The following is a 15,405-nucleotide window of genomic DNA, read 5'->3' as shown; positions in this document are numbered from 1 at the left end:
CCTGAACGCCTTCGCCATCACCTTCAGCGACCGCTTCCCAGCCGCTGAAACCTACTAACCAAGATCGCCGGAAACACCGTTAGCGAGACAGCCCCGCGACCGCCCGCGCGGTTGGGTGGGCAGGTGGGTCGAGCGCGCTTTGGAGCTGATGTCGCAAACGAATCGGTGCTGTCGAGGTCGACCACGCCCCGATTCGTCTACGACATCAGCTCCATAGGAGCACCGACATGCGTCGTGGGCCGGAGTGGATGCCGGGGGCGGCGGCGCGCGTCGTGGCCCGGGGTGGATGCTGGAGCGGCGACACCCGCCCCGGGCTGGATGGACGCCGGGGCGGCGGCGCGCGTCGTGGGCTGGATGAATGCCGTAGTGCACCGGCACCCGTGATGGGCTGGGCGGCGACACCCGCCCCGGGCTGGGGCGGGGTGGGGGTAGGGGTTTGGCCCGGGCTGCGTCGCCTCGCGCAGGGCCGCTGACCGGGAGGTAGGTCTACTTTCCGGGTCAGAGGAGGGGAGTCAGGGCCTTGGCGTAGGCGGGGGGAATGTGGTTGGGGCCACCGGGGGTGAAGACGTCGGAGTGGGCCACCGCGGACCAGGCCGTCGCCGGCACCGCGTCGACAAGGGCCTGGATCACCGGGGCGTCGCGCCACTGGTCCTGCTCGGCGAGCAGGCCGAGGGCCACCACCGACTCCTCGACCTCGCCCACGCACTCGAACGGCTTGTGCCCGTCCACGCCCAGCAACTCGCGGTAGCCGGGGATCTGCGCCGGGTCGGCGAGCATGTCCCCGCCGAAGATGTGGCTGATCCGCTCGCGCGGCATGAACGGTGCCATGGCCAGGAAGACGAAGCGGCACTTCGGGCAGTCACGGCACCAGCGCTCGGTCGCGCCGCGCAGCTTGAACGCTGCGTTGCAGCTGGTCACCACGTCGTCGTACCTGGTGAACTCGGCGAACAGTCGGGCGATGTGCAGCTCGGACAGCGAGCGCAGCAACGAGAAGTACGGTTCGGTCAGGCCGGCGTGCTCGGCCAGCGACGCCCGCAGCAGCCCCTCCGCCTCGACACCCTTTGACCACTGGTGGTTGATCTCGTGACCGTCCCAGACCAGGTTCGGGTCGGACGCCGAGCGCTCGTTCGACATCACCACCGGGCCCAGCCCGTGCAGCACCGCGGTCGCCACCGCGATCAGCGAGTTGATCGCGGTCACCGGAATGTGCCCGTTGAGCGCGCCGGCCGCGTTCAGGTCGAACAGCACCGGGTCGATCCGCCGACGGGCGGCCAACGGAACCAGCCCGGACGCCTCGTTCACCGCGACGATCACGTGGTTCGGGTTTACCGAGAACGGCACCGGGTCCAACCCGGCCTGGCGTAGCGCCTCCAGGCTGACGATCGAGTCCTTGCCGCCGCCGACCGCCGAGAGCGGACGACGATCGGAGTCGTCGTAGACGCGGGGTGCGTCCGGTGAGCCGGCCGGCACCTCCGGGCGCAACTGAAGCACGTGCGGCAACTGGTTGCGGTACGCGTACTCGGCGAGGCCCTTGGTGTAGATGGCGGTGACGTAGTCGACGGTGGCCGCGCCCAGCGGCGCCGGCAGCACGAGCCGGGGCGGCGCGGCGGTCTTGTAGTAGCTGACCCCGGCGACGAGGTGCAGCACCTCCAGCACCCGGTTGAGGGTCGCCACCGTCTCGTCCGAGGGTGGCTCCGCCGGCAGCGGAAGAGTGATCACCTCGGTGAATCGCTGCTCGCCGCCACTGCCGGTCAGCGCGTAGTCGAACAACACCTCGCCAGTGGCGAAGTCGATCGAGTAGGACGGGAAGGTGAAGGCGTCCATCCGCCGGAGCTGCTCGTTGGGCACACGCCATACTAGGCCCTGGTTCGTCCGGCCGTGTCCGGACCGGGCCCGCCCTGCCGCCGCCGTGACCCCGAGGAGAGCCCCGTGCGCCTGTCTGACCTGCGCGGACGTACCGTCGCCGTCTGGGGCACCGGCCGGGAGGGTCGGGCCGCTGTGACAGCGATCGCCGCGCACGGCCCGGCCGAGCTGGTCGCCGTCGACGACAGCGCGAACTTCCTGTCGCTGCCCTGGGACGGCCCGCTGGCCGAGGCGGCGCCGCTGGTCACCGGCGAGGCGGGCTTCGAACGGCTGGCCGACGCGGACGTGGTGGTCCGCTCCCCGGGCGTGCCGCAGACCCACCCGTGGCTGGTCGAGCTGCGCCGACGTGGGGTCATGGTGACCCAGGGCACCGCGTTGTGGATGGCCGACCATGCCGCGCGCACCGTCGGGGTCACCGGCAGCAAGGGCAAGAGCACCACCTCCAGCCTGATCAGTCACCTGCTCACCGCGACCGGCCGGCCGAACGTCTTCGGCGGCAACATCGGGGTGCCGACCCTGGACCTGCCCGAGGCGGAGCTGTACGTGCTGGAACTGTCCAGCTACCAGTGCAGCGACCTCACCGACTCGCCCCGGGTGGCGGTGGTCACCGCCCTCTTCCCCGAACACCTGGACGCACACGGCGGGGAACGGGAGTACTACCGGGACAAGCTCAACCTGCTCGCCCACGACCCGCAGACGATAGTGGTCAACGGCGGCGACCCCCGGCTCGCCGCCGAGCTGGGTGAGCTGCCAGCGGTCCGGGCCGGCCGTCCCGACACCACGCACGTCGCCACCGGCATCGACGGCACCCAGTGGTTCCACAGCGGCGACCAGCCGCTCTTCCCGCGCGCGGTGCTGCCGTTGGTGGGCCGGCACAACGAGGGCAACCTGTGCGTCGCGCTCGCCGTGCTCGCCGCGCTCGGCATCGACGTGGTGGCCGAGAAGGACCACCTCGCCGTCGCGGTAGCCGAATTCCAGGGGCTGGCCCACCGGCTCACCGAGATCACCGACCCGTCCGGGCTGACCTTCGTCGACGACACCCTGGCCACCAGCCCGTACGCGGCCATGCACGCCATCGACGCGTACGAGGGGCGACCGTTGACGGTGATCGTCGGCGGCAACGACAGGGGACTGGACTACACCCCGTTGGCCGAGCACCTGGCCGAACGGGAGCTCACCGTGATCGGCATTCCGGACAGTGGCGCCCGCATCGTCGAGGCGCTCGACGGCCTGCCGAAGGTGCGGACCGAGCTGGTCGACGACCTGGTGGACGCGGTCCGGCTGTCCCGGGAGGTGACCCCGGTCGGTGGGGTGGTGCTGTTGTCGCCGGCCGCGCCCAGCTACGGCCGGTTCCGCAACTTCGAGCACCGCTCCGAGGTCTTCGCCCAGGCCGTCGCCGACACCGCCGGCTGAGTCAGCCCCGGTCGGCCGGGGTCGGGTCCGGCGCCTGCACGCCGGGCAGCAGCACGGTGTCGGCGTCGTTCCGGGACTCGCTCGGCTCCGGTGGGTCGGGCTGCGCCGCGACGACCGGTGGGCGGCGGTCCTTGTTCGGGGTCCAGGCGAATGCGAGTGCCCCACCGAGCAGGGCCAGCAGCATCCCGATCACGAAACCGCCCAGGTTCGAGGTCAGCCAGGAGACCAGCCCGAGCACCAGCGTGACAAGTGAGTAGAAGACCCTCTGTTGCGGGTTGGCGATCAGCAGCACCCCGCAGAGCACCAGGACGGTGGGTACCAGGTACGCGGCGAGCCCTTGCGGCCCGACGTGCAGCAGCACCCCGAGCGGCGCGCGCAGGGTCACCAGCATCTCCGCGCCGCCGAGGGCGATCAGCACAGCGGCGGTGAAGGGGCGGCCCCGCCGCCAGCGGCGCCACCGCCCGCGGGATCCGCGGACGGCCGGCGCAGCCTGGTGTCGTTTCGCGCTCACGTCAGCATCCGTCTTGGGTGAACGCCATGCGCAGGTTGGGCAGGTTGAAGACGGCGGCCGTGGTGGCGTAGTTGTTCTGCCGCAGGTTTTCGATGACGATCGAGTCCGCCTGCTGGGAGAAGACGCCGGGGTTGCCCTTCACGCCGGGCACCTTGTCCAGGGTGCTGGCATCCTGGCCGATGTCGATGTTCTTGAAGGCGGCGTTGCCGGCGATCTCGTCACCGTCGACCACCAGGGTCCGGGCGCTGACCGGTTTGTCGCCGTTGCCGGCAGTGATCTTCAGGAAGACGCCGCCCAGGTTGATGCTCTGGCACAGGTTGGTCAGCTCCGCCTTGTCGATCGCCGAGACCATCACCAGGACCTGCCCGCCGGTGTCGCCCTCGTTGGGGCTGTTCTCGATCATGTGGTCGAGGGTGGCGAACTGCTCGAACCCGGTGCCGGTGAGCTTGTCGGCGGTGACGGTGAACGGCATGCCCGAGATGGCGAACTGCGCGGCCAGCACGCCCTGGGCGGTCAGCATGATCATGCCGGCGGCGCCCGCGGCGACGGTGCCGAACGCGGCGGCGAACCGGCGCCAGCGCACACCGCTCCGCGGTGGGCCGGGTTCGATTTCTGCGGTCTCCTCCGACATGGCGCTCTCCTTAGAGATCATTTATCAGCGACAATGGGAATTGCGACCCGGGATGCTGCTTATCTAGGCGCAGAGCCGAAGTTACCGCCGAGTAAATGTTGGGTCAACAGCGTGTAGCAGCCAGTTGCGCGGCATTTGTCAAATGCGGCCAAAGTGAAAAACCGCTGCGGTTTCCGACCGGGGGGTCAGGAGTGGGGCGTCGGCACGCACGGCGCGGTAGTGCTCGGGCCGTCGTCCGGGCGGATCGGGCGGGTCGCCCGAGCCGCGCCCTCGGTGCCGAGGAACGGCGCGGTGGCGGCGTAGGTGAGCACCGGCAGGAGGTGCGGCAGCTCCGCCGCCCGGCCCTGCGCCACGCGCCCGCGAATGGTGGCGTAGACGCCACCAACCACTGTGGACACAAGTGCGTCGCGGTCCACACCGGTGACCTCCGGTCCGGGACCGGCGTCGGCGAAGAACCGGCGGAAGCTGCCGAGCAGCGCGTCCCGTTCCCGGCGGGCGTCCGGGCCGGCGGCGTCCACCTCGACGAGCGCCATCCGGGCGAACGCGGGCACGCTCGCCAGCACCTCCAGCAGGGTGCGTAGTGCCGCGCGGGCGCTGTCCGGCCAGGCCGGGCCGGCCTCGCTGTAGGCGCTGTCCATCAGCTGGGACACCACTGCGATGCCGTGTCGGTACGCGGCGAGGAAGGCGTCCTCCTTGCCGGTGAAGAGGGCGTAGAAGGCCGGGCGCGTCACCCCGGCGGCGTGGCAGATGTCGCTGACCCGGGCGTTGTCGTAGCCCTTCGTCGCCACCTCGTGCACGAGCCCGTCGAAGAGGCGGTCGCGCTGGGTCGCGGCCACCGTCTCGGCGGAGACCCGGCGCGGGCCGCGCTTGATCGCGCGGTCGGGGTCGCGACCGGGACGCGCGCCAGGGAGGGGTACCGACGCTGGGTGCGGGTGGCTCTGCGTGGTCAACTCATTGACCTCTTTTGATGCGTTGACTTTGCGACCCTCCGGGGTTTATAACTTTCTTCACGCTCCGTTGGTGTCCAGTTACCTATGGTGATCTCCCCGGATGGCCGCCCTGACTCGTCGAAGGAGGGCTCGATGGCTGTCATTATCGCCGAACACGAGCACCCTCCCAAGGCCGAGAAGGCGCAGGTGAGGCGACTCCGTCGCGGTGCGCCACGCTGGCCCGCCCACTGAACGCCCCCACCGGCCGCCGGCCGGCCCTGACCGCCGTCCGGCACTCCGCCGCCACCGCCGCCCGGTCCCGACGACCGTCCGGCTCCATCAACGTCCACTGTGGACGTACCTGACCGCCGCCCGGGCGCCCCGCCCGGCGGTGACCGCCTGTGCGGTCCGCTCATTCCCGTCCCACCGCCGGAAGGAAGAACCATGCTCAAGTACGGAAGAATCGGTGGGGGCCTCGTGGCCCTCGCACTGCTGACCGGTCTCGTCGCCGCCACGCCGGCCTCCGCCGACCCGTCGGCAGCCCTCGCCGGCAACGTGCTGACCTACCCCACGGCCGGCGGCACGGCCGTCGCCGTCAACGACGTCATCCAGGCCAGCCTCAAGACCGGCACCAACGCCACCTTCTACAACTCCACCTCCGGCACCACCGGGATCAAGTGCGCCGCGTCCAGCTTCAGCGCCAAGGTGCTGACCAACCCGATCGCCCCGGGCACCGCCACCGAGAGTCTCACCGCCCAGAGCTTCGGCACCTGCACCACCAACGTGTTCGGCACCACCGGGGTGCAGAGCATCGCCCTCAACAACCTGCCGTACACCACCTCCGTCACCAGTGCCGGCGTCGTCACGATCTCCGGCACCACGGCGGCGCCGGTCCAGAGCACCGTCGTGCTGAACTCGCTGCTCGGCACGATCAACTGCGTCTACCGGACCAGCACCAACAGCCTCACCGGCACTGCGGCCAACGCCAGCAACTCGATCACCTTCACCAACCAGCCGTTCACCAAGTTCTCCGGCCCGTCCCTCTGCTTCAACACCGCGTACTTCTCGGCGACCTACTCGCCAGTGCGCGACAGCACCAAGGGCAACGCCGCCGTCTACGTGAACTGACAACGGTCCGCGGGGCCGGTGCGCGGCGACGAGCCGTGCGCCGGCCCCGCGCGGCGAGCCGGTCAGCGGGTGGTCAGCTCGCGGTGCAGGGCGCGCATCGACCGGATCGCCGAGCGGATCTCCTGCAGGTAGCGGCCGGGGGTCAGCGTCGGCTCCGGCAGCCGGGCCAGATCGACCAGGCCGGGGTCCACTCCCACCGTGTCGATCCCGCAGCCGTACGGCACGGCCAGGGTGCGCAGCGCGTCGCAGTGCTGGAACGGCACGTAGATCGGCGCGGTCACCAGCAGCACCTCGTCGTCGAGGGCGAGCCGGACGTGCCCGGCCCAGAATCGCTGGGTGTCGGCGGTGTGGGCACGCCGCCGGTGCGGTTCGCTGGAGGGCGCGGCGAGCACCCGCACCGGTGGCAGGCCGGCCGGCAGATACGTGCGTGACGACCAGGAACGGTGCGGGTGATCCGCGTCGACCCCGTCCTCGACGGCCGGGGCGCGCACGCCGAACGCCATCCGGACCGCCGCGTCCAGGACGTCCACCTCGGTCACGCAGCCGGGCACCCCCGCCTCGGTCAAGGTCCGGTGTTCCCGCTCGGAGAGCGGGCGGAAGCTGCCCAGCACCGCCACCTCGCCGGTCACCGTCAACCCGCCGTCGAGCAGGTGCGCGGCGTACGCGACGCGGCGCAGGCAGGCGTGCGCCAGACCGCCCAACACCACCAGATGGGCGTACGCGGCCCGGGCCGGTGGCACGGGGCGGACGAGCCCGAGCGCGGCGGCGGTGGCGCGTACCAGCTCGACGGTGCCCTGATCGAGGTCCGGCTCCCGCGCGTCGGGTCTCTCCCGGCCACCCCGGAAGTCCCAGTGCGTGGCGGAGAAGTCGTCGAGGAACCCGAGCGTTTCGGCGAGGTCGCCGGTCGGCCACCTGCCGCCGAAACGGTCGACCAGCCGGCGCAGCGGGTCGGCACCGGCCCACCCCGCGATCCCGTCGGTCAGCGCTGACGTGTCCGAGGTCCCGGCGGGCAGCGGCACACCCGACCCGACGAGCACCGGCCGCGGCCGTGGCGGGTCGGGGAGGTCGGACACCGTCGGATCGTACCGACCGGCGTGCACGACCCGAGCGCACGACCCGTCAGCCCGGGCGGTCGGAGTCCCACCGCTCGGTAGGTGATCGACTCGGCTTCATTGATACCGGGGCTCCATCGGGCTTGGATACCCCGGCTTCGAGAAACCCGAGTCGATCACCGCCGCCGGGCCCGCGCGACGAGCGGCGCGCGACTGCCGCGGCGGCCGGCGGTCGAACCCACAGCCAATGCGGACGCCGACCGACCAGCCCTGACGGACTCGGCCGGTCATGGCGTACGCCGACGGGTCGCGGTCGTCGACGCCGAGCCTGGCTCGGTCGGGTACGCGTCCATCACGCGCCACGAGGTTGTCCGATACCGATCAGTGCGTCGATGGACCCACGCAGAGGGCCGGCGAACGCTTGACCGGTAGGAAATCTCCTACCTATTGTGGTCGGCATGACAGTCACGCATGTGCAACTCGTCTCTGTACCCGTCACCGACCAGGACCGGGCCCGCGACTTCTACGTCGACGTCCTCGGCTTCGACCTGGTCTGGGACAACCCGATGGGCCCCGACGGCGGGCGCTGGGTGCAGGTCGCGCCCAAGGGCGCCGCCACCGCCCTGACCCTGGTCACCTGGTTTCCGACGATGCCGCCCGGCTCGCTGAAGGGGATGGTGCTGGAGACCGACGACCTCGACGCCGACGTCGCCCACCTGCGGGAGCGGGGCGTCGAGTTCGAGAGCGACATCCAGTCCGCACCCTGGGGCCGGTATGCCACGCTGCACGACCCGGACGGCAACGGCATCGTCCTCCAGGCCACCCGTGTCTGAACCGGACGTCTTCGCCGCCCTGGCCAACCCGACCCGCCGGGAGCTGCTGCGGCTGTTGCGCGACGGAGGGCAGCAGCCGGTGCAGCGCCTCGCCGACCACTTCGACATGCGCCGGCCCAGCCTGTCCGAGCACCTGCGGGTCCTCAAGGACGCCGGCCTGGTGGTCGAGCGGCCGGTCGGCCGGCAACGGCTGTACGCGCTGCGCCCCGAGCCGCTGCGACAGGTCGCCGACTGGCTGAGCCCGTACGAGGCGTACTGGCGGGGACGGCTCGGCGCACTGCGCGACGTGCTCGACGAGGTCGACGAGGTCGACGAGGTCGACGATGAGTGAGCAGACCACGATCCGGGTGGACCAGTTCCTGCCGCACCCACCGGCGAAGGTGTGGCGGGCGTTGACCGATCCTGATCTGATCGGGCGCTGGCTGATGCCTACCGACTTCGTACCGGTCGTCGGGCACCGGTTCACCCTGCGTACCGACCCCCGCCCCGGGCACGGCTTCGACGGGGTCGTGCACTGCGAGGTGCTCGACCTCGACCCGTACCGCCTGCTGCGCTGGGCCTGGCGCGGCGGAACGCTGGACACCGTCGTCACCTGGACGCTGGTGGCCGAGGGGAGGGGCACCCGGCTCTTCCTGGAACACGCGGGCTTCGATCCGGACGACCCGCTCCAGCGCCGCACCGCCACGCTGCTCGGCGGCGGCTGGCGCTCGCACGTCTGGCGCCGCCTCACCGAGACCCTCGACACGATCCCCACCTGATCAGCCCCCGGTACCGCCACGCGGTAATGAACCGGCGGCGGGTGCGGGGGCGTACCGGGCGGGGGGTCAGGTCGTGGGGAAGAGGCGCGCGTGCAGGGCCGCCGGGTCGGTGAGCTGGGGTAGGTCGCGGGCGGCGAGCCAGGCGGCCGCCGCCGCGCCGTCCCCCGCGGAACGCAGTGGCGCGTCGGGCCAGTGACGGGTGACCTCGGTGCGGACCGCGGCGCCCAGCGGGGTGTCGCCGGTGAGCAGACCGCCGCCGAGGACGAGCGGGGTTCGTGCCCCGGCCGGCCGGATCCGGCTCACGCTCTCGGCCAGGTGCCCTGCGGCCTCGGCGATCAGCGAGGTGGCGACGGGTTCGCCGTCGACGGCGGCGGTGACGACCAGCGGCGCCAGCCGGGCCAGCTCGATCGGCGGGCGGCGGGTGACCGCCTGGATCGTGGCGTCCACGGTGTCGCGGGGCCGGGAGGCGACCTCGGCGCTGCCGGTCAGTGCGGTGAGGACGGCCGTGGTCAGTGTGCCGGGGGTGCGGGCGGCGTCCAGGTCGGCCAGGAGGCGGCGGACGGCCTCTCGGCCGAGCCAGAACCCCGACCCGGCGTCGCCGAGCAGCCAGCCGTGGCCGTCGGCGATCCGGTCGAGGCGCAGGTCGACGACCTGCGCGGTGATCGCGCCGGTGCCGGCGATGAGCACCGTCCCGTCGGGCTCGGCGGTGCCGGAGGCGTAGGCGACCAGGGCGTCGCCGTGCACCGCGTACGGGCAGCGCAGGCCGGCGTCGTGCCAGGCCCGGTCGAAGGCGGCCCGGCCGGCGGGGTCGGCGAGCAGCCGGCCCGCCCCGGCCAGCCCGATGGTGCCGGCGACCACCCGGGCCGGGTCGACGTCGGCGAGCGCCTCGCGGAGCGCGGTCAACAGTTCGGCGGCGGCCCGTTCGGCGCCGTGGCTGGTGGGGTTGCCGCCGCCGGCTCGGCCGGTGCCGAGGCGTTCGCCGGCGAGGGTCAGGGCGGTCGCCCGGGTGGACGTACCCCCGACATCGAGACCGACCACGACGGTGTCGGACATCGGCACGGGCCTCCTTGCGCTGCGCGGTTCTGGGCCTGTTCATGCTGGTCGGCGCGGCCGCGCGGGGCAACTTCGAGGCGGCGCGGAGGGACGTGCGCCAGGTAACAGTTTGAAAACTTCGCCCACGGTCTTGACATAGACGGTCGTTCAGTAAGAAATTTTACCACTATCAGTTAACAGTCCTTCGAAAATGCGAGGCGTCGATGGTTGATCATGAGGTGGACACCGCTGCGGGGACCGCGGTGGTCGACGCCGACGCGATCGACCGGCGAAACGCCCTCGGATCGACGTCCGACGGGGTGTTGGCCCGGGTCCGCAACAGTCTCGGCGAACTGACCGGCGCGCTACGCCGCGTCGCCGAGCATGTCCTCAGCGACCCGGAGGCCGCGGCCCGATCCACAATCGTCGAGCTGGCCGAGCGCAGCGGCACCTCACCGGCGACCATCACCCGCTTCTGCCGGGCGATGGGCTTCGAGGGGTACGCCGACCTGCGGCTGGGCATCGCCGCCGAGACCGGTCGGGCCCGCTCGGCCGGCTGGACCGTCGACATCGGCCGCGAGATCCAGCCGAGCGACCCGCTCGGACGGGTGCTCGACCAGATCATGGCCGCCGACACCCGGGCGATGCACGACACCGCCGCGCTGCTCGACCTCGGCGAGGTGGAACGCGCCGCGGTGGCGATCGCCGGCGCCAACCGGGTGAACATCTTCGGGGCCAGCGGCAGCGCCCTCGTCGGCGAGGAGATGCAGTTCAGCCTGCACCGCATCGGGGTGGCAGCCTGGGCCTGGAGCGACGTGCACGAGGGGCTGGCCAGCGCCGCGCTGCTCGGCGTCGGCGACGTCGCGCTCGGCATCTCGCACACCGGCCAGACCCGGGAGACGATCGAGATGCTCGCCGAGGCGGGCAGCCGGGGCGCCACCACGCTCGCGCTCACCGGCTTCCCCCGCTCACCGTTGGCCGAACTGGCCGACATCGTGCTGCTCACGGCCAGCCAGGCCACCACCTTCCGACCGGACGCGCTCTCCGCCCGGCACCCCCAACTGGTGGTGCTGGACCTGCTCTACATCGCCGTCGCCCAACGCACGCACGACCGCGCCCACGCGGCCTTCCGACGGACCGCGCAGGCCGTCGACGGCCACAAGGCGGCGAAGGGAGCCCTCGCATGATCAGCGCCCAGGGGTACGCGGACGCCGTCCGCCCGGTGCTCGACCGGCTGCTCGACTCGGAATCCGACGGCATCACCCGGGCCGCCGACCTGATCGCCGACAGCCTGCGCGACGGCGGCGTGCTCCAGGCGTTCGGCGCCGGGCACTCCGAGGCGTTCGCCGCCGAGCTGGTGGCCCGGGCCGGCGGGCTGGTCCCCACCAACCGGCTCTCGGTGCGGGACCTGGTGCTGCACGGTGACGCGCCGCGCGACGTGCTCGCCGACCCGAAGCTGGAACGCGACCCCTCCATCGCCCACCAGATCTACGCGCTCGCGGCGCCCCAGCCGCGGGACGTGTTCGTGGTGGCCTCCCAATCCGGCATCAACGGCTCGGTGGTCGAGCTGGCGGCGCTGGTCACCGAGCGCGGTCATCCGTTGATCGCGGTCACCTCGGCCGAGCACACCGCACGGGTCGCGCCACGACACCCGTCCGGTCAGCGGCTCGCCGACCTCGCCGACGTCGTGCTGGACAACGGCGCGCCGTACGGCGATGCACTGCTGCCGCTCGAGGGCGGCGGCGCGGTCTGTGCGGTCTCCTCGGTCACCACGGCGCTGCTGGCGCAGCTGCTGACCGCGGAGGTCGTACGACGGTTCCACCAGGCCGGAGAGGTGCCCCCTATCTACCTCTCCGCCAACGTCCCCGGCGGGGACGAGCACAACATCGCCCTCGAGTCGCGGTACGCCGGGCGTCTCCGGCGTACCGCCTGACCCGAATTCCCCAAGGAGAGACGACGATGTCGAATACCCCCGAACACCCGGCCGCGCTCGACCGTCGCACGGTGCTGCGTCGCGCCGCCGCCGTGGGCATGCTCGCCACCCCGGCCATCGGCCTGCTCAGCGCCTGCGCGACAAGCGGCGGCGACAAGGAGAACGAGCAGGTCGCCGGTGGCACCAAGAGCGAGAAGAACCCGCTGGGCGTCAAGGAGGACGCCGCGATCGAGGTGGTCATCTTCAACGGCGGTTACGGCGAGAAGTACGCCACCGACGTGCACGAGCCGCTGTACAAGAAGGCGTTCCCCAAGGCGGAGGTCAAGCACCAGGCCACCCAGGCCGTCTCCACGGTGCTCCAGCCGCGGTTCGCCTCCGGCAACCCGCCGGAGTTCGTGAACAACTCGGGCGAGAAGCTGATGGACTTCGGTGCGTTGGTCGCCGACGGTCAGCTGCAGGACCTCACCGAGCTGTGGGACGCCCCGTCGGTGGACGACCCGGCCAAGAAGGTCCGCGACACGGTGGTGCCCGGCACCATCGAGGCGGGCTCGTTCAACGGCAAGCCGTTCGTCCTGTACTACGTCTCCACCGTCTTCGGTATCTGGTACTCCGGCAAGCTGTTCAAGGACAACGGCTGGGCACCGGCGAAGACGTGGGACGACTTCATCGCCCTGCTCACCTCGATCAAGGCCAAGGGCATCACCCCGTACGGCTACGCCGGGGCGAACGCGGCGTACTACCAGTGGAACGTGATCCTCACCCACGCCGCCAAGATCGGCGGCACGGACGTGCTGAAGAACATCGACAACCTGGAGGACGGCGCCTGGAAGCAGGACGCCATCAAGCAGGCGGCCACGGCGTGGGCCGAGGTCGGGGCGAAGTTCAGCGACAAGAGCTTCGAGGGCCTCAAGCACACCGACGTGCAGCTGCGGCAGAACCAGTACAAGGTCGCCCTGTACCCCAGCGGCGACTGGCTGGAGGGCGAGCAGAAGCAGGACACCCCGCCCGGCTTCGACTACCAGCTCATGCCGGTGCCGAGCATGTCCTCCTCGGACAAGCTGCCGGCCACCGCGCTGCGGGCCACCGCGGGTGAGGGTTACTTCGTCTCGGCGAAGAGCAAGAACCCCAAGGGCGGCCTGGAGTACATGCGCCAGATGCTGTCGAAGGAGGGCGCGAAGGGCTTCACCGAGGTGGTCAAGGCCCCGACCGTGGTCACCGCCGGCTCTGAGGGCTTCTCCTTCCCGCCCGGTGTGGCCAGCTCGCAGGCCGCGCTCAAGGCGGCCGGCCAGGACGTGTTCAACCTGTACTTCGACGGTTGGTACAAGGAGCTCGACACGGAGGCGCGGACCGCCACCAACGAGCTGATGTTCGGCCGGATCAACGCGGACGCCTTCGTGGAGCGGATCCAGAAGAAGGCCGACGCGATCAAGAAGGACAGCTCCGTCACCAAGTTCAAGCGCTGATCGATCGGAGCTAGGGTCATGCGGCACGGCAAGTATCCATTCGTGATCGGGTTCCTGATCGTCCCGGTCGCGCTGTACGTGACCTTCGTGATCGCGCCGTACGCGCAGGCGTTCCAGATCTCGATGACCAACTGGCGGGGCCTGTCGGCCCCGCGGTGGGTGGGCTTCGACAACTACCGGAGGCTGCTCGACGACGGCACCTTCTGGAAGGCGGTCCAGCACCACGGCGTACTGCTGCTTGCCCTGCCGCTGATCACCATCGCCATCGCGCTGTTCTTCGCCTTCCTGCTCAATGTGGGCGGCAAGGCCAGCGGCGGGCAACGCCAGGGGGTCTGGGGGTCGAGGTTCTACCGGGTGGTGTTCTTCTTCCCCCAGGTCCTGGCGGTGGCCATCATCGCGGTGCTGTTCCAGACGGTGTACCGGCCGGACGAGTCCGGCCTGATCAACGGCGTGCTGATGAAGATCGGGCTGGACCCGGTGCTGTTCCTGATCCGGCCGAACCTGGCGCTCTGGTCGATCATCGGGGTGCTGGTCTGGCAGGCCGTCGGCTTCTACGTGGTGCTCTTCTCGGCCGGGATGGCCTCCATTCCCGGTGAGATCTACGAGGCCGCGGAGATGGACGGGGCGAGCAGGGTGACCCTGTTCTTCCGGGTCACCCTGCCGCTGCTCTGGGACACCCTCCAGGTGGCCTGGGTGTATCTGGGCATCGCGGCGTTCGACGCGTTCGCCGTCGTGGCGGTGCTCTCCATCGACCAGGGTGGCCCGGACGGCGCCACCACCGTGCTCGCCGTGGAGATCTACCGCAACGCGTTCACGTACCAGAAGTACGGCTACGCCTCGGCGATGGGTGTGGCGCTCTTCTTCCTCACCCTCACGTTCGCGGCGCTGACGCTGCGGCTCACCAAGCGGGAAAGCGTGGAGTACTGATGGACGCGCAGACGACGCTGCCGCCGACGGCGGCCACACCGCCCCCGCCGAGCACGGGTCCGAAGGCCGCCGGCGGCCGCCGGGGCAGGGGTCCCCGATCCGAGGTACGCCTCTTCGCCGGCCTCGGTCACCTGGCCCTCGCCGCGTGGGCCGTGATCGTCATCGTGCCGATCCTGTGGACCTTCCTGGCCGCGTTCAAGAACACCAGCGAGATCTTCAGCAGCCCGTGGACGCTACCGGCCGAACTGCGCTGGGAGAACTTCGGCCGGGCCTGGACCAAGGCGCACGTCGGCAGGTACTTCCTCAACAGCGTGCTGGTGGTCGGGGCGAGCACCTTCTGCACCATGCTGTTCGGCTCGATGGCCGCGTACGTGCTGGCCCGGTACAAGTTCATCGGGAACCGGGCGATCTACTACCTGTTCGTCTCCGGGTTGGCCTTCCCGGTCTTCCTCGCCCTGGTGCCGCTCTTCTTCGTGGTGCAGAACCTGGGCCTGTTGGGCACCCACACCGGGCTGGTGCTGGTCTACACCGCGTACTCGTTGCCGTTCACCGTGTTCTTCCTGGCCGCGTTCTTCAAGACGCTGCCGACGTCGGTCGCCGAGGCGGGGATGATCGACGGCTGCGGGCACACCCGGCTGTTCTTCCAGGTGATGATGCCGATGGCGAAGCCGGGCCTGATCAGCGTGGCGATCTTCAACATCATCGGTCAGTGGGCGCAGTACCAGTTGCCGCTGGTGCTGCTGCCCAGCGGCTACGAGGACAAGTGGGTGCTCACCCAGGGCATCGCGAACATCTCGGTGAACGCCGGCTACCAGGCGGACTGGTCTGGACTGTTCGCCGCACTGACAATCGCCATCCTCCCGATGATCGTCGTGTACGCGGTCTTCCAACGCCAGATCCAGGCCGGCCTCACCGCCGGCGCCGTCAAGTAG

Annotated in this window: 16 protein-coding genes; 10 read left to right on the top strand and 6 right to left on the bottom strand. The window is 70.8% G+C overall.

Going from position 1 to position 15,405, the window contains the following annotated elements; translation table 11 throughout:
• Window positions 1–498: 498 nt before the first annotated feature.
• Window positions 499–1,848, bottom strand: coding sequence for a hypothetical protein (locus AB0B85_RS14810; RefSeq protein ID WP_357407347.1), 1,350 nt, complete (start codon window positions 1,846–1,848; stop codon window positions 499–501).
• Window positions 1,849–1,929: 81 nt separating this feature from the next.
• On the opposite strand from AB0B85_RS14810, the gene murD reads away from it, so the two are divergent.
• Window positions 1,930–3,276: a UDP-N-acetylmuramoyl-L-alanine--D-glutamate ligase gene (murD, locus tag AB0B85_RS14805; protein WP_357407345.1), complete on the top strand. Its 1,347-nt coding sequence runs from the start codon at window positions 1,930–1,932 to the stop codon at window positions 3,274–3,276.
• Between the two features lies 1 nt (window position 3,277).
• On the opposite strand, the gene AB0B85_RS14800 is transcribed toward murD, so the two are convergent.
• From AB0B85_RS14800 to AB0B85_RS14790, 3 genes are all read right to left on the bottom strand, one after another.
• Window positions 3,278–3,787, bottom strand: a complete 510-nt coding sequence (locus AB0B85_RS14800; RefSeq protein WP_357407343.1) for a DUF6114 domain-containing protein — start codon at window positions 3,785–3,787, stop codon at window positions 3,278–3,280.
• 1 nt (window position 3,788) lies between these two features.
• Window positions 3,789–4,418 (bottom strand): DUF6230 family protein, encoded by a 630-nt coding sequence (locus AB0B85_RS14795; protein ID WP_357407341.1) that lies wholly within the window; start codon window positions 4,416–4,418, stop codon window positions 3,789–3,791.
• A 185-nt stretch (window positions 4,419–4,603) separates the two neighbouring features.
• The gene (locus AB0B85_RS14790; RefSeq protein WP_357407339.1) at window positions 4,604–5,368 is read right to left on the bottom strand and encodes a TetR/AcrR family transcriptional regulator; all 765 of its coding nucleotides are present in this window, start codon (window positions 5,366–5,368) and stop codon (window positions 4,604–4,606) included.
• Window positions 5,369–5,791: 423 nt separating this feature from the next.
• On the opposite strand from AB0B85_RS14790, the gene AB0B85_RS14785 reads away from it, so the two are divergent.
• The gene (locus AB0B85_RS14785; RefSeq protein ID WP_357407337.1) at window positions 5,792–6,475 is read left to right on the top strand and encodes a Tat pathway signal sequence domain protein; all 684 of its coding nucleotides are present in this window, start codon (window positions 5,792–5,794) and stop codon (window positions 6,473–6,475) included.
• Window positions 6,476–6,537: 62 nt separating this feature from the next.
• Here the strand turns inward: AB0B85_RS14785 and AB0B85_RS14780 are convergent, their stop codons facing one another.
• Window positions 6,538–7,548 carry a hypothetical protein gene (locus tag AB0B85_RS14780; RefSeq protein WP_357407336.1) on the bottom strand — a complete coding sequence of 337 codons (1,011 nt, stop codon included), beginning with the start codon at window positions 7,546–7,548 and terminating at the stop codon, window positions 6,538–6,540.
• Window positions 7,549–7,985: 437 nt separating this feature from the next.
• Here AB0B85_RS14780 and AB0B85_RS14775 point away from each other — a divergent pair, with 437 nt between their 5' ends.
• From AB0B85_RS14775 to AB0B85_RS14765, 3 genes are read left to right on the top strand one after another with little or no spacing between them, the layout of a single operon-like run.
• Window positions 7,986–8,360, top strand: coding sequence for a glyoxalase superfamily protein (locus tag AB0B85_RS14775; protein WP_357407334.1), 375 nt, complete (start codon window positions 7,986–7,988; stop codon window positions 8,358–8,360).
• Window positions 8,353–8,691, top strand: a complete 339-nt coding sequence (locus tag AB0B85_RS14770; protein WP_357407332.1) for a metalloregulator ArsR/SmtB family transcription factor — start codon at window positions 8,353–8,355, stop codon at window positions 8,689–8,691. The genes AB0B85_RS14775 and AB0B85_RS14770 overlap by 8 nt, the downstream gene beginning before the upstream one ends.
• Window positions 8,684–9,118, top strand: a complete 435-nt coding sequence (locus AB0B85_RS14765; RefSeq protein ID WP_357407330.1) for an SRPBCC domain-containing protein — start codon at window positions 8,684–8,686, stop codon at window positions 9,116–9,118. The genes AB0B85_RS14770 and AB0B85_RS14765 overlap by 8 nt, the downstream gene beginning before the upstream one ends.
• 66 nt (window positions 9,119–9,184) lie before the next feature.
• Here the strand turns inward: AB0B85_RS14765 and AB0B85_RS14760 are convergent, their stop codons facing one another.
• Window positions 9,185–10,171 carry a BadF/BadG/BcrA/BcrD ATPase family protein gene (locus tag AB0B85_RS14760; protein WP_357407328.1) on the bottom strand — a complete coding sequence of 329 codons (987 nt, stop codon included), beginning with the start codon at window positions 10,169–10,171 and terminating at the stop codon, window positions 9,185–9,187.
• Window positions 10,172–10,374: 203 nt separating this feature from the next.
• On the opposite strand from AB0B85_RS14760, the gene AB0B85_RS14755 reads away from it, so the two are divergent.
• The 5 genes from AB0B85_RS14755 to AB0B85_RS14735 are packed head-to-tail and all read left to right on the top strand — an operon-like array spanning window position 10,375 to window position 15,405.
• Entirely contained in the window at window positions 10,375–11,337 is a 963-nt protein-coding gene (locus tag AB0B85_RS14755) for a MurR/RpiR family transcriptional regulator (RefSeq protein ID WP_357407326.1), read from the top strand.
• Entirely contained in the window at window positions 11,334–12,083 is a 750-nt protein-coding gene (locus AB0B85_RS14750; RefSeq protein ID WP_357407324.1) for an SIS domain-containing protein, read from the top strand. The genes AB0B85_RS14755 and AB0B85_RS14750 overlap by 4 nt, the downstream gene beginning before the upstream one ends.
• Before the next feature lie 26 nt (window positions 12,084–12,109).
• On the top strand, window positions 12,110–13,546 hold the full coding sequence (gene ngcE / locus AB0B85_RS14745) for an N-acetylglucosamine/diacetylchitobiose ABC transporter substrate-binding protein (protein WP_357407322.1): 1,437 nt from the start codon (window positions 12,110–12,112) through the stop codon (window positions 13,544–13,546).
• Between the two features lie 18 nt (window positions 13,547–13,564).
• Window positions 13,565–14,473 carry a sugar ABC transporter permease gene (locus AB0B85_RS14740; RefSeq protein WP_357407320.1) on the top strand — a complete coding sequence of 303 codons (909 nt, stop codon included), beginning with the start codon at window positions 13,565–13,567 and terminating at the stop codon, window positions 14,471–14,473.
• Window positions 14,473–15,405 carry a carbohydrate ABC transporter permease gene (locus tag AB0B85_RS14735; RefSeq protein WP_357407318.1) on the top strand — a complete coding sequence of 311 codons (933 nt, stop codon included), beginning with the start codon at window positions 14,473–14,475 and terminating at the stop codon, window positions 15,403–15,405. The genes AB0B85_RS14740 and AB0B85_RS14735 overlap by 1 nt, the downstream gene beginning before the upstream one ends.

Origin of the sequence: Micromonospora sp. NPDC049044 (assembly GCF_040649215.1) — a bacterium.
Classification (GTDB): Bacteria; Actinomycetota; Actinomycetes; order Mycobacteriales; family Micromonosporaceae; genus Micromonospora.
The sequence above is the reverse complement of the archived record's forward strand: the minus strand, read 5'-3'. Positions and strand labels throughout refer to the sequence as shown.